Source organism: Aestuariivirga sp., assembly GCF_047602625.1.
Lineage (GTDB): Bacteria > Pseudomonadota > Alphaproteobacteria > Rhizobiales > Aestuariivirgaceae > Aestuariivirga.
The window spans coordinates 2,161,683-2,175,313 of sequence record NZ_JASGGV010000002.1; the positions used below are offsets into that span (position 1 = coordinate 2,161,683).

The following is a 13,631-nucleotide window of genomic DNA, read 5'->3' on the forward strand; positions in this document are numbered from 1 at the left end:
ATCATGAGGAGAGGAAACAGAGATGATCAGGAATGGTTTTTGGCGGTCCGCCGCCTTCGGGGCTGCGATGCTCGCGGCTTCGGTCTTATCGCCGCTGCCCGCGCAAGCCGTCGAGTCGAGCGATCCCATCAAGATCGCGCTGTTCGACTGGACCAGCGTCAACATCAACGCGAAGATCCTGGGCGGCATTCTGGAGCGCATGGGATACACCGTCGAATATCCCACCGCTGACTATCTGTCGTCACTCACCACCGGCCTCACCAACGGCGATCTCACGGTGGGCGTCGAATATTGGGACACGACCGCCGGCGAAGCCATGAAGGCATCGGAGGCCACGGGGCAGACGGAGCGTCTGGGCATGCTTGGCCCCAAAGCCAAGGAGGAATGGTGGTTTCCCGAATATATGAAGGCCAAGTGCCCGGGCCTGCCGAACTGGGAAGCGCTCAAGGATCCCAAATGCGCCGAAGCCTTCTCCACGCCCGAAACGGCCCCCAAGGGCCGCTATCTCGGCGGCCCGGTGACATGGGAAGGATTTGACGACGAGCGCGTGGTGGCGCTGGACCTGCCCTTTACGGTGATCCATGCGGGCACCGACGCTGCCATGTTCGCCGAGCTTGATTCCGCCTATCAGCGCCAGGCGCCGATCATGCTGTGGATCTACTCGCCCCATTGGGCCCCGGCCAAATACAAGGGCGAGTGGGTGCAGTTTCCGGAATATACGCCCGAATGCTACACCGATCCGAAATGGGGCGTGAACCCGGACAAGGCCTATGACTGCGGCAAGCCGCATGGCGAGATATGGAAATTCTCCTGGGGCGGCATGAAGGACAAGTGGCCGGTCGCCTACAAGGTCGCCAAGGCCTATCAGATCGACACCGACGAACTGAACAAGATGTCGGGTGAAGTCGATCTCGACGGCAAATCGATCGATGACGTGGCGAAGGCATGGATCGACGCCAACGAAGCCAAGTGGAAAGCGTGGGCGCAGTAATCTAGTGAGCGCCAAAACGCTGAAAAACGGGCCGGGCGCGGAGGATTCGCGCCCGGTCAAGCTTTCCTGCCGCAATCTGTGGAAGGTGTTCGGGCCGGGCGCGGAAGCGTTCATGGCGGCGCGCGGCGGCGATGCCGCAGCCGCCGACCTTGAACAGGCGCATCTGGTCGGCGCCGTGCGGCGCGCCAGCATCGAGGTTCGGCAAGGCGAGATCTTCATCGTCATGGGGCTTTCGGGGTCCGGCAAGTCGACCTTGGTGCGCTGCCTGTCGCGGCTGATCGAACCCACTGCCGGGGAACTTGCTTTCGACGGCAAGGACTTGCTCAAGGCGACCGAAGCAGAACTGATCGACATCCGCCGCCACAAGATGGGCATGGTATTTCAGCACTTCGCGCTGCTGCCGCATCTGACGGTGATCGAGAATGTCGCCTTTCCGCTGCTGATCCAGGGGGTGGCAAAAGCCGGCCGCGAAACGCGCGCCCAGGCGATGATCGATCTCGTCGGGCTCAAGGGCCGCGAGCGGCGTTTTCCGTCGGAGCTTTCGGGTGGCCAGCAGCAGCGCGTCGGCATCGCCCGCTCGCTGGCGGTCGAACCCGAAATCTGGTTTCTCGACGAGCCCTTCTCGGCGCTCGATCCGCTGATCCGCCGCGAAATGCAGGCCGAACTGCTGCGGCTGCAAAGCGTGCTGCGGAAGACCATCGTATTCATCACCCATGATTTCGACGAGGCGATCCGGCTGGCCGACCGCATTGCCATCATGAAGGACGGCGAGATCATCCAGATCGGCAGCCCCGAGGAACTGGTGATGAATCCCGCCACCGGTTACGTGGCCGAGTTCACGCGCGATGTGAACCGCGCCAAGGTGCTTTCGGCGCGGGCTCTCATGGCGCCGCAATCGCCTGCCGCCAAAACCTATCGCCAGATCGACGCCTCCGCCAAGGTGACGAGCTTTGCCGCCGACATCGTCGTATCGCCCAAGCCCTTCGCGGTCGTCGACAGGAACGGCGGCATCATCGGCGAGATCGCTCCCCAGGCGGTGATCGACCTGCTTTCCGGGCGAAGTGCGGCGGGAGAGGCTGCATGAGCGAGCTGGCGCTCGCCCGGCCTTCATTCCGCGCGGAGCCGCCAGTCCTGCGCTGGCTGGTCGCGCTGGCGGTTGCGGCGGCGGTCATCCTCTATCTGGCGCGCGGCGCGTTGCCCGGTCTTTCGGCCTATCCCGACTGGGCCATCATCCCGTTCAAGGACTGGCTGGGCGCGGCGATGACGTGGATCAAGGTGAATTTCACCTGGGCCACGCGGTCGATCACCGCCATCGTGGCCGTGCCGCTGAATTTCGCTTTCGGGCTTCTGGCGAAGGGATTCAAGATCGGAACCGGGCCTGAAGCCTGGCTGCTGCCGAAGCTGTCCTGGGCCGGCGTCGTCTGCGCCATGGCGCTGGCCGGATGGGTTTATGGCGGCATGAGGCTCGCCCTGCTGTGCGGGCTCGGTTTCCTTGCGCTTGCCCTGTTCAATCTTTGGGAAAGCGCCATGCTCACCCTGGCGCTCATCATCATCTGCGTGCCGATGTGCGTGGCGGCGGGATTGCTGGTGGGCATCTGGGGCTATCGGCAGCCGGCGGTGAACCGCTTCTTCATTTCTCCCGCGCTCGACCTCATGCAGACGATGCCGACCTTTGCCTATCTGATCCCGATGCTGCTGCTGTTCGGATCAAGCCCCGTGTCGGCACTGCTGGCCACCAGCCTGTTCGCCACGCCGCCCATGGTGCGCGCGACCATCCTGGGGCTGAACAAGGTGCCGCAGGAAATCATCGACTTCGCCGACATGACGGGGTGCACCAGGGCGCAGAAGCTGTGGCGGGTGCAGATTCCCTCCGCCAAGCCGTCGCTGATGATCGGCATCAACCAGGTGATCATGCTGGCCCTCAACATGGTGATTGTGGCCTCGATGATCGGCGCGGGCGGCCTGGGGTATGATGTGCTGCTGGCGCTCCGGGCTCTCAAAGTCGGGCAGGCGATGGAAGCGGGGCTTGCCATCGTGGTCATTGCCATCGTGCTGGACCGCCTGAGCCAGGCCATTGCCCGCAAGCGGCCGGAGCCGCCTGTCCGGGGAGGTTTTGCCGCGCGCCACGCCAATCTGCTGCTGGCGCTGGCAATCCTCGCCGTGACGACGCTCGCCGGGCTGGCCGTGCCCGCCCTCGACCAGTTGCCGAAGGCGGCGACGCTGACAACGGCTCCCTACTGGAAAGCCGCGGTTGATTGGATCACCGTCAATTTCTTCGACGCCATCGAGGCGGGGCGGGTTTTCGTTCTGCTCTATTTTCTCAACCCGCTGCGGGCGCTGTTTGAAGGTTTGCCGTGGCTTGGCGTGCTGCTGATCATCGCCGCGCTGGGCTGGCGGCTGGGCGGCATTGGGCTGGCCGCGACGGTAGGTGTGCTGACATTCTTCGCGGCCGCCACCGGGCTCTGGGTGCCGGCCATGCAGACGCTTTATCTGTGCGGCGCTTCGGCGCTGATCGCCTGCCTGCTCGGCATTCCCATCGGCCTGTGGGCTTCGCGCTCGGATAGGGTTGCGGCTGCCGTGAAGCCGGTCATCGACACGCTGCAGACCATACCGTCGTTCTGCTTCATCATTCCGGTGGTGATGCTGTTCCGCGTGGGCGATGTGACGGCGATGATCGCCACAGTTGCCTTCGCCATCGTCCCTGCCATCCGCTACACCAATCACGGCATCCGCGAGGTGCCGGTGCAATTGATCGAGGCGGGACGGGTATCGGGCTGCACGCGCTGGCAGTTGTTCCACCATGTCCAGCTGCCGCTGGCGCTGCCGGAAATCATGCTTGGCATCAACCAGACCATCCTGCTCGCCCTCAGCATGATCATCATCTGCGCCATGATCGGGACGCGCGATCTCGGGCAGGAGGTATTCAAGGCGCTTTCCAAGGCGGATTCCGGCCGGGGCCTCGTAGCGGGGCTGGTGATCGCGTTCATCGGCATCATCGCCGACCGGCTGATCACCGCATGGGTCACCCGCATGCGCGCCAGGCAAGGCGCCGCCGCCTGAGTGAAACGGCCTGCCTGCCTCTATTTATTCTCCGGTTCGCCCGGCTTGAAGGCGGCTTCAACCTCGCTCCGGGTGATGCGGGCGGAAGGATCGCCCGTCTCATTGAGGTTTTGCTCCTCGGTGCCATCGCCCATCATGCCGGGATGGCTGATTTTGGCCTTCGCCTTGCGCATCGAACGGGACGGCGTTTTGCGGGCGGCGGGCTTCTTGGCGGGCACCCGCTTCGGCGCTGCCTTTGCCTTCATGGGTTTCTTCTTTGCCGTGGCTTTGCGGGCGGTGGCTTTCACCGCGCGCTTGGCGCCCGCCCTGGCAGCCGATTTTTTCTTTGCCGCCGGTGTTTTCTTTTTGGCCGCGCTCTTCTTCGCTGCTTTCTTAGCCATTCTTCTCTCCCTGACGTGAGGCGAAAACGATAACACGAATCGCCTGAGTCGAAAGGACAGAAATGAACTTATGTCATCAGGAAAAGTAAGTAAGCCCAAGCTGCCGCGCCCGCTTGAGCGCCTGATGCCCGGCCTCGGCGTTGTCGGTCACGTCATGGAAGAGTTCGAGACCGGCTTTGGCGATACCGCAATAATCCATGATGCCGGTGACGAGCTGCACCCGCATGGCGTCATCGTAGCCGCGCTTCCTGTAGGCTTCGGCGCTGGCTGAGGCGGCGCCGATGAGGAGGGCCCGCGATTGCGGCAGCCTGGCGCTGCCATAGGCCCAGCCATTGTTCCACACCCGGTCGATCCAGCCCTTCGTGGTGGCTGGAAACGACCACCACCAGACGGGAAACACGAAGGCCAGTGCGTCGTTGCGGGCGATCCGCGCCTGTTCCTTCAAAACCTCGGGGCTGTAGATTTTGCGGTCGTCGGCCCAGTCCGGCTCATCCGCCTCGGGCAGGCGGGGATCGAAAGCCTCGGCGCGCAGATCGGCAATCTCCGCCTTGTGCCCGGCGCTTTCGAGCCCCTCTACAAGGTTGTCCAGCATCGCCCCGCAGAAGGATTGCCGCCGGGGATGGTCGAAGACAACCAGAACATTCATTTGCAAAATCCTTCTGACCTTGAAGCTCAAACCACCAGCACGCCCGTATGCTTGGCCTTGTTTTCCGGCTCGACATGGATGGTGATCTGGCAATCCGCGACATTTGCCTTGAGCGCCCGCTCGATGCGGTCGCAGATGTCATGGGCCTCCGTCACCGTGGTCTGCCCGTCGACGACGAGGTGGAAATCGATAAAGGTCACGCGGCCCGCATGGCGGGTGCGGAGATCATGCGCCTCGCGCGCCCCCACCGCCTCCTGCGAAATCGTGTCGCGAATGGTTTTCAGCACATCTTCCGGCACAGCCTCGTCCATCAGGCCGCTGAGCGAGGAGGTCATGACTTTCCAGCCCGACCACAGGATATTGAGGGCGACAAGGGCGGCCAGTGCGGGGTCGAGAATAGCCCAGCCGGTGAGCATGGCCAGCGCCACGCCGATCACCACCCCTACCGAGGAAATGACATCGGAGCGCAAATGATAGCCATCCGCCACCAGGGCGGGCGAGCGCTGCTGCCGCCCGCGGCTGATCAGTACCCAGCACCAGACGGCATTGATGACGCTGGCGGCGCCGTTGATCAGCAGGCCATTGTATGAGGCGGCAAGCACACGCGGCGCGAGGTAGGACTGCCATGCCTCATTGAGAATGAGCAGCGCCGCCACGATGATCATCACGCCTTCCAGCACGGCGCTGAAGAATTCCGCCTTGTGGTGTCCGTAGGGGTGGTTGTCGTCGGCAGGCTGCGCCGCCACCCGGATGGCGATCAGCGCGACAACGGCAGTGACCACATTCACCGTGCTTTCCAGCGCATCCGACAGCAGCGCCACGGAGCCTGTGAGCCGCCATGCCAGGGCCTTGAGGCCCAGCACGATCAGGCCCACGAGAAGGCTTCCGGCGGCAAGCTTGAGAGTGGTGGTCATTGGCACGATCAGTTGTGAAACGGCCTTCTAGCACGGGCCATGCTGCGGCGCACATATTTTAGCGGATTATCAGATGTCGTCGCCGCCCACGGCGCCGCCTTCGTTTTCAAGGCGGTCGATCTGGCGGACAACCGAGCGGGTGAACTTCAGGCGCACGCCAGCCCCGCCGACGCTGTCTTCCGGAATGAACACCGCGCCTGCCGTTGCAAGCGCGGTCTTGAGCGTCTCAACCGTTGCGGCAGTCGCGGCCCCGCCGCCTTCAAATGTCTTGAGCGTGGCAAGGCCGACACCCGATGCGTCTGCCAGCGCCTGCTGGGTGAGATCAACCAGGGCGCGCGCGGCCCTGCATTGTGCGGCGGTGATCATGGAATTGAGCATAGCATGAAAGGCCCCCTTCGCCAGGCCGCGTTGATCGCGTATCTGGATGTCCGGATCATGACCGGATTGGAGTGAAGCATGATTATCGTCACGGGCGGCAGCGGCAAGGTGGGGCGGGCGGCAGTCAAACATCTGATGGAACGGGGATACGACATTGCCTCGATCGATCAGGCGCGGCCTGCGGGCCTGTCCAATCCGCCGAAGCCCACGGATGTGAACTTCACCCGCGCCGACATCACCGATTTCGGCCAGGTGATGGCGGCCTTCTCCGGCATCAATGGGCGGGTGGAAAAGCCGGTGACCGGCATCGTGCATCTGGGCGCCATCGCCTCGCCGGGCGAAGCGCCGGATCATGAGATTTTCGAGGTCAACACCATCTCCACCTATAATGTCTTCGAGGCGGCGCGGCGGCTTGGCATCCGCAATGTCGTATGGGCGTCAAGCGAAACGCTTTACGGCGTGCCCTATCAGGAAGGCCCGGCCTATGTGCCCGTCGATGAGGAAATCACCGAACCGCAATGGTCCTATTCGCTGAGCAAGCTGATGGGCGAGAAGATGGCCGAGCAGTTCGCCCGCTGGGACAAGGCCGCCAAGATCATCGGACTCCGCTTTTCCAATGTGCAGGAAGAAAAGGACTATGCCAATTTTCCATCCTATCAGGCGGATGCGAAAACGCGCCATTTCAACCTGTGGACCTATATCGACGCGCGCGACGCCGCCCAGGCGATCCGCCTGGCGCTTGAATCGAAGGTCACGGGCGCGCATGTCTTTGGCATCGCCAACAGCAATTCGGTGATGACGCGCGGCAATGACGCGCTGCTGGACGAGGTATTCCCCGGCACGCCGCGCAAGCACAAGCTTTTGCCCAATGAATCGCTGATCTCCATCGAGAAGGCGAAGCGGGTGCTGGGCTATAGGCCGGAGTATGACTGGAAGCCTTGAACATCATGGGAACTTTTTCAAAATTGGCGCGTTTTGCAAGGTCTGATTGAAAAAAGCCGGGATTGGCAGGGATGCAGAAAGACAGCCGCCGCTGGGCAATGAGAGCGCATACCGCTCACGCCCATGCGGCATTGGACGCCGGCATTGGCGCGTTTCGCACCCTTGAAGAGTACCAAGCCTATCTCAAATCGGCGGCTGCCTTTCGCATCCCAATTGAAAGGCGGATCACGGCGGCGCCATGGCCCGCTGGTCTGGGCGCATGGCGTCCACGCCTCATCGAAACGGCGCTGTTGGCTGATCTCGCCGATCTTGGGCTTGCAATAGAAGCGGAGATCGCAAACGCCGCTCAGGTTGAAGGCCTCGGGCTGTTCGGAACGCTCTATGTGCTTGAAGGCTCAGCGCTGGGTGCGCAGGTCTTGTACCAGCGCGCGCAGGCGTTGGGACTGTCGGAAACCTATGGCGCGCGGCATCTGGCGGTGCTCGGCAACAATGTCGAAAACTGGCGCGGATTCCTGGAGCATCTAGAACAGGCAGAGCCGTTTGACCTGGCCGCCGCGCTGGAGGCATCCTCGCACACCTTTGCGTTGGCCCAGACGGCCTTCGGAGCCGCCTGAGATGGACGCCACCATCGGCAAAACCGATCTCACCAATTGCGACCGTGAACCCATTCACATTCCCGGCAGCATTCAGCCGCATGGGGCGTTGATCGCCTTCGACGTGAGCTTCACCCAGGCCCTCCGCCATTCCGCCAATGCCCCGCAGATGCTGGCCTTGGCTGGCGCGATCAACGGCGCCCGTGCAGATGAGTTGCTCGGCGGCGAGACCACGCATGCGCTTCGCAATGCCTTGGGCGCGGCGGGCGAGATGTCCCGGCCAGCCCTGCTGTTCAACCGCGCGCTTTCCGGCGGTAACCATTTCGATATCGCCGTTCACCGGCATCAGTCCTCCGTCATTGTCGAGTTTGAACCTGCAGGCAACCCGGCCAACCAGCCCCTGCAGGTGGCGCAGGCGATGATCGACCGCCTGCGCCGCATCGACAATTCGGATCGCCTCATCCAGGCGGCCGCGCGTCTGGTGCGCGGCGTTTTGGGCTACGACCGCGTGATGATCTATCAGTTTGAACGCGATGGCGCGGGCAAGGTCATCGCCGAAATGAAGCGCGGGGATCTTGAGAGTTTTCTCGGCCAGTATTTTCCCGCCAGCGACATTCCCCAGCAGGCGCGGGCGCTCTATCTCAAGAATGCCATCCGCGTCATCTCGTCATCCAGCTATGAACCCATCCCGCTGGTTCCGCAGTTCGATCTGAGCGGCGAGGCACTGGATCTGACCTTTGCGCACCTGCGCAGCGTCTCGCCCATCCACCTTGAGTATCTGCGCAACATGGGCGTTGGCGCCTCGATGTCGATTTCGATCATCGTCGATGGCGAGCTGTGGGGTCTGATCGCCTGCCACCATTATTCGCCCCGCATCCTTCCGATGGCGCTGCGCGCCGCGGCGGAAATGTTCGGCGATTTCTTCTCGCTGCACCTCAATGCCCTGAAGCAGCGCGAGAAGCTTCACGTGGCAACCGAAGCGCGGAGCTATCTCGACCGCGTGCTGAAACTGGCAAGCAGCCAGAACGTCGAGGATGTGCTGATCGAGAACCTTGACCAGATTGGCCACCTCATTCCCAATGACGGCTATGCGCTGTATTTCGGCGGCCGCTGGAAGAGCGCCGGTTCCGCGCCTTCCTCCGCCGACGGGCCGGCGCTGGCGCAGTTCATCGGCACCGTGGCGCAAAACCGCATCTGGGCCACCCATTCCCTCGTCAATCATTATCCGGCGGCGGAAGCCTATTATCAGGATGTCTCGGGCGTGCTCGCCATCCCCCTCTCGCAGACGCCGCGGGATTATCTTTTCTTCTTCCGCAAGGAGCTGGTGCAGACGCTGAACTGGGCGGGCAATCCCGACAAATCCTATACCGCCGGCCCCCTGGGCGACCGCCTGACGCCGCGCAAAAGTTTCGCCATCTGGAAGGAAACGGTGGAGCGCCAGGCGCAGCCCTGGACGGAAAGCGACCGCGAGATTGCCGGTGTCGCGCGCACTTCGCTGGTCGAGGTGGCGCTGCGCCACAATGAACTTCTCGAGCAGGAACGCAGCAAGGCGGATGTGCGCCAACGAATGCTCAATGAGGAACTCAATCACCGCGTCAAGAACATCCTGTCGGTGATCAAGTCGCTGGTCGGCCAGCCCGTGCAGGCGGGGCGAACCATCGAGGATTATGTGTCATCTCTCCGGGGCCGCATTCAGGCATTGAGTTTCGCGCATGACCAGGTGGTGCGCGGCGAAGGCGGGGGTGCGTTGTCGCAACTGGTGAAAGCCGAACTCTCGCCCTACCGCACGAAGCAGAATGAGATTCTGGTCGACGTCGAAAAAGTGTGGATCGACAGCCGCGCCTATTCGGTTCTGGCGCTGGTGCTGCATGAACTGGCCACCAATGCGGCCAAATATGGCTCGCTTTCAACCGCAAGCGGCAAGCTGGCCGTTACATCACATATATCGGAGAACGGCGACTGCCTCATCAGTTGGGTGGAGCGTGGCGGCCCGCCAGTGTCGCCGCCCTCGCGCGAAGGCTTTGGCACGGCATTGCTCGACCGCAGCATTCCCTATGATCTGGGCGGTGAAAGCACGGTGCAGTATTTGCCGGAGGGCTTGAACGCCAGCTTCCGTATTCCCGCCCGTCATGTGCGGCGCAAGCAGGGAGACTCGGATCAGGCTGCTTCCATGCAGGAAAAGACCAGTAGGAATACGCCCCAGGACGTGCCGCTCGACATCAGGCTGTTGCTGCTCGAGGACCAGATGCTGATCGCCATGGATGTTGAGGGCATGCTGGCCGACCGCGGCTTCGCCAATGTAAGCACCGTCAATTCGGCGGCCGAGGCGATGAAACTGATCGACCGCGCGCCGCCCTCGCTCGCCATACTCGATGTCAATCTGGGCGACGGAACATCGCTTGGCGTGGCGGAGCGTTTGCAGAAGCTGAATATCCCCTTCGTCTTCGCCACAGGCTATGGCGATGGCGGCAACATCGCGGCGTCCTTCCCCGTAGTCCCTATCGTCCGCAAACCCTACAGCGCCGATTCGCTGGTGCAGGAATTGCGCCGCGCCTTCGCTGCCGGATCACCGGGGCACTGAGCGCGCCCCGCCCTTGCCGCGCCGCCACCAATTTGCTGACATAACTCCGCCCTCCGCAGGGAGCAGCACATGTGAGCGGGGCTGGAGACGGATCAATGCGGGCTTTGGCATTCCGGCGCTTCGTGGCGGCACTTCTTGCCGTCCTGCTGCTTGCCGCGCCGGGTTTTGCTGATGCTCCCAAGCCTCTGAAGGGCGTCGCCCTCGTCATCGGTGAATCGAAATACCGCGAGCTTCCCGTTCTCGCGAACCCCGCTAATGACGCTGCCGCCATGGCGAGGCTGTTCGGCGATCTGGGTTTTGCCGTTACCAGCGTCACCGACCGCGATGTCAAGCGCCTGAAGCGCGATCTCGCCAATTTCGCCGATGATGCAGCAGGCGCCGATATGGCGGTCATCTATTATTCCGGCCACGGCATCGAGGCGGGCGGTGAAAACTGGCTGGTGCCCGTGGATACCTCGCGTGGCGGCATTCTGGATGCGCAGGAGGCGCTGGTGCCGCTCTCCGACGTGATGGACCAGCTCAAATCCACCGTTCCGCTGACGCTTCTGTTTCTCGATGCCTGCCGGTCCGATCCCTTCCCGCCGCAAACGCAGTTGCGCAAGGGAGGTGCTGTACTGCCCGGCCTCGCCGGTGGCATGGGATTGGGCAAAGGCGTCACCGATGCCGGAAACGCGCCGGCGGCGGAAGGCTTGGGCACCGTCATCGCCTTCGCGGCGGAACCCGGCCATACCGCGCTGGATGGCCCACCCGATGGCAACAGCCCCTATGCGGCGGCCCTTCTCCGCCATTTGGGCGCCAGCACGGGGGCGGAATTCGGCACCGTGATGCGCATGGTGACGGAAGAGGTCTATCTCAAGACGGAAGGCCAGCAACGTCCATGGATGAACGAAACGCTCACAAGGCTGCTCTATTTCGGAGCACCTCAATCAGCGCCTTGGGGCGATGATGGCGCGATCCTCTCGGAACGCCGTCAGGTGCTGCTCACCATCGCCAGCCTTGATGACGGCACGCGAAAGCAGGTGGAACAGGCGGCGAAGATGGACGGCGTGCCGATGGATGCGCTCTATGGCCTCTTGCATGCGCTGGGGGCCGAAGCGCCGAAGGACCCAGCGCAACTGGCCGAGGTCCTGAAGCTGCAGGCCGCAACCATTCAGAAGCGCCTCGCGGCAGCGCAAGCCTTGACAGGGCAGGATGCCGAAGTGGCGCGGCTCACCGCTCTTGCCGACAAGGCGCTGGCCGATGGTGCGGTGCTTGCCAATGTCAGATACATGGAAGAGGCCGACGCGCGGCAGAAGGCCGCCGACGCCGCACTCGACACGGCGGAACAAAATCTGAAGGACCGCCGCATCGCCAGCGCCGAAACGAAGGAGAAGCTGGGGCAGGCCTATGAGTTGAACTTCCAGTTCCCGCAGGCTGCCACGAGCTATGCCGAAGCTTTTGCGCAGGTGGAGAAATGGGATGCGAAGCTCGCCCGCCATTACAAGCGTCTCGAAGGCGATGCGCTGAGCCAATATGGCGAATATGGCGGCAACCGCGCGGCGCTGGATGGCGCAGTGGCGGCATATCAGACGGCGCTGGAACTGGTGCCGCGCGAAAGCGACCCGTCGAAATGGGCGGAACTTCAGAACAATCTCGGCATCGCCTATGAAGTGATCGGCCAGCGCGAAGCGGGAACCGAAAACCTCGAACGCGCCATCGAAGCCTATCAAGCGGCACTTGATGACAATACCCGCGCCCGTGATCCCTCGCTCTGGGCCACCACGCACAATAATCTTGGCGACGTCTTGCAAATTCTCGGTGGCCGCCAACAGGGAACCGCCGCGCTGGAAAACGCGGTTTCAGCCTATGATGCGGCGCTTGAGGTTCACACACGCGAAGCCAATCCGCTGAAATGGGCGATGGTGCAAGCCAACCGCGCCAGTGTGCTGCAGACGCTGGGCGAGCGGCGCGGCGGGACCGACGAACTGTCGCAAGCCTTGGCGGGTGATGTGGCGGCGCTTGGCGTTTACACGCGCGAGGCTGATCCCCTGGCCTGGGCGCGCGTCCAGACCAATCGCGGCAACGCCCTTCGCGTGATCGCCGGGCGCGAAAACAATGCGGAGATGATGCAGCAGGCGGTGGAGGCCAGCCGGCTGGCGCTCTCGGTGCAATCACGCGAGAAGGTGCCGCTGCAATGGGCGCTGTCGCAGAACAATCTGGGGATCGCCTTGGGCAAGCTGGCCGAGATGACCGGCGATCCGCGCTCCTATCCCGATGCCATCACAGCGCTCAGGAACGCGCTGCTCGAACGGAGGCGGGAGCGGGTGCCGCTCGACTGGGCCGCGACGCAAAATAATCTTGGCAACATGCAGACCCGCTTTGCGCTTTATGATCCCGGCGGCAATCATCTGGCGGAGGCAGTCACAGCCTATAGCGCGGCGCTTGAAGTCTGGACGCGCGAAGCTGCTCCGCTCGATTGGGCCAGCACGCAGAACAATCTCGGCAATGCCTATCAGGTGCTCGGAAAAGCCGAGGCGGGAGCGGGCATTCCTGAAGGTATTGATGCCCTGAACAATGCACTGGCCGCCTATCGCGCCGCACTCGAAATCCGCACCCGCCAAGCAGATCCTCTCGGCTGGGCCAATACGCAGAACAATATGGGCTGGACACTCAAATATCTGGGCGAGGCGACGAAGAATGCAAAGCGCATCCGCGAAGGCCGCGCGGCGGTGCTCGCGGCCTGGAACACCTTCAAGGCGCTGGGCTACCGCAACATGGACGCGTCATTTGAGCGGGGATTGATGGCCTTCGACGAAAGTCTGAAAAAACTCGGCCGGTGAATGCAGCGGCGTACGGGGATGATGGGGCTTCGTCCACACTGTCAGGCTGGTCGTGATCACCATCATCGCCAGCAACACCAGGTCGAGCCGCCGCACTTTGCCGGCGGGCGAGGGCTGGCTCGCATAGCCACGCTCCACCGCCTGCCGCGCGACCGGCTTGCCGCGCTGGAAATTGCGCTCGACCTGGAATGGCAGTTTCCCCATGGCCTCCTCCCGCAACACCTTGCGTCCTCACGGGAACTACATCGTCCGAATTGGAGCGATCTTCAATCTCACCATCTGTGGATGGTAAATTACTTTCATTTCATTACATTTTGAAAGTAAAAT

12 protein-coding genes are annotated in these 13,631 nt (G+C 62.8%); 7 read left to right on the forward strand and 5 right to left on the reverse strand.

The window, feature by feature from the left end:
- Positions 1–22 precede the first annotated feature (22 nt).
- From QM694_RS15710 to QM694_RS15720, 3 genes are read left to right on the forward strand one after another with little or no spacing between them, the layout of a single operon-like run.
- Positions 23–991, forward strand: a complete 969-nt coding sequence (locus QM694_RS15710; RefSeq protein ID WP_415007863.1) for an ABC transporter substrate-binding protein — start codon at positions 23–25, stop codon at positions 989–991.
- 4 nt (positions 992–995) lie between these two features.
- Positions 996–2,075 carry a quaternary amine ABC transporter ATP-binding protein gene (locus QM694_RS15715; RefSeq protein WP_415007864.1) on the forward strand — a complete coding sequence of 360 codons (1,080 nt, stop codon included), beginning with the start codon at positions 996–998 and terminating at the stop codon, positions 2,073–2,075.
- Positions 2,072–4,051 carry an ABC transporter permease gene (locus tag QM694_RS15720; protein ID WP_415007865.1) on the forward strand — a complete coding sequence of 660 codons (1,980 nt, stop codon included), beginning with the start codon at positions 2,072–2,074 and terminating at the stop codon, positions 4,049–4,051. The genes QM694_RS15715 and QM694_RS15720 overlap by 4 nt, the downstream gene beginning before the upstream one ends.
- A gap of 20 nt (positions 4,052–4,071) precedes the next feature.
- Here the strand turns inward: QM694_RS15720 and QM694_RS15725 are convergent, their stop codons facing one another.
- The 4 genes from QM694_RS15725 to QM694_RS15740 all read right to left on the reverse strand — a co-directional run bounded on the left by QM694_RS15725 (position 4,072) and on the right by QM694_RS15740 (position 6,357).
- Positions 4,072–4,431: a hypothetical protein gene (locus QM694_RS15725; protein WP_415007866.1), complete on the reverse strand. Its 360-nt coding sequence runs from the start codon at positions 4,429–4,431 to the stop codon at positions 4,072–4,074.
- A 76-nt stretch (positions 4,432–4,507) separates the two neighbouring features.
- Positions 4,508–5,077, reverse strand: a complete 570-nt coding sequence (locus tag QM694_RS15730) for an NAD(P)H oxidoreductase (RefSeq protein ID WP_415007867.1) — start codon at positions 5,075–5,077, stop codon at positions 4,508–4,510.
- A 26-nt stretch (positions 5,078–5,103) separates the two neighbouring features.
- Positions 5,104–5,991: a cation diffusion facilitator family transporter gene (locus QM694_RS15735; protein ID WP_415007868.1), complete on the reverse strand. Its 888-nt coding sequence runs from the start codon at positions 5,989–5,991 to the stop codon at positions 5,104–5,106.
- A 69-nt stretch (positions 5,992–6,060) separates the two neighbouring features.
- A complete protein-coding gene (locus QM694_RS15740; protein WP_415007869.1) occupies positions 6,061–6,357 on the reverse strand; it encodes an XRE family transcriptional regulator in 297 nt (98 codons plus the stop codon).
- 90 nt (positions 6,358–6,447) lie between these two features.
- On the opposite strand from QM694_RS15740, the gene QM694_RS15745 reads away from it, so the two are divergent.
- From QM694_RS15745 to QM694_RS15760, 4 genes are all read left to right on the forward strand, one after another.
- Positions 6,448–7,311, forward strand: coding sequence for an NAD-dependent epimerase/dehydratase family protein (locus QM694_RS15745; protein ID WP_415007870.1), 864 nt, complete (start codon positions 6,448–6,450; stop codon positions 7,309–7,311).
- Positions 7,312–7,382: 71 nt separating this feature from the next.
- Positions 7,383–7,925, forward strand: coding sequence for a biliverdin-producing heme oxygenase (locus QM694_RS15750; RefSeq protein ID WP_415007871.1), 543 nt, complete (start codon positions 7,383–7,385; stop codon positions 7,923–7,925).
- A 1-nt stretch (position 7,926) separates the two neighbouring features.
- Positions 7,927–10,485: an HWE histidine kinase domain-containing protein gene (locus QM694_RS15755; protein WP_415007872.1), complete on the forward strand. Its 2,559-nt coding sequence runs from the start codon at positions 7,927–7,929 to the stop codon at positions 10,483–10,485.
- Positions 10,486–10,580: 95 nt separating this feature from the next.
- The gene (locus tag QM694_RS15760; protein ID WP_415007873.1) at positions 10,581–13,304 is read left to right on the forward strand and encodes a caspase family protein; all 2,724 of its coding nucleotides are present in this window, start codon (positions 10,581–10,583) and stop codon (positions 13,302–13,304) included.
- Here QM694_RS15760 and QM694_RS15765 read toward each other — a convergent pair.
- Positions 13,248–13,508 carry a hypothetical protein gene (locus QM694_RS15765; protein WP_415007874.1) on the reverse strand — a complete coding sequence of 87 codons (261 nt, stop codon included), beginning with the start codon at positions 13,506–13,508 and terminating at the stop codon, positions 13,248–13,250. The two genes, QM694_RS15760 and QM694_RS15765, sit on opposite strands and share 57 nt — an antisense overlap.
- Between the last annotated feature and the right edge of the window lie 123 nt (positions 13,509–13,631).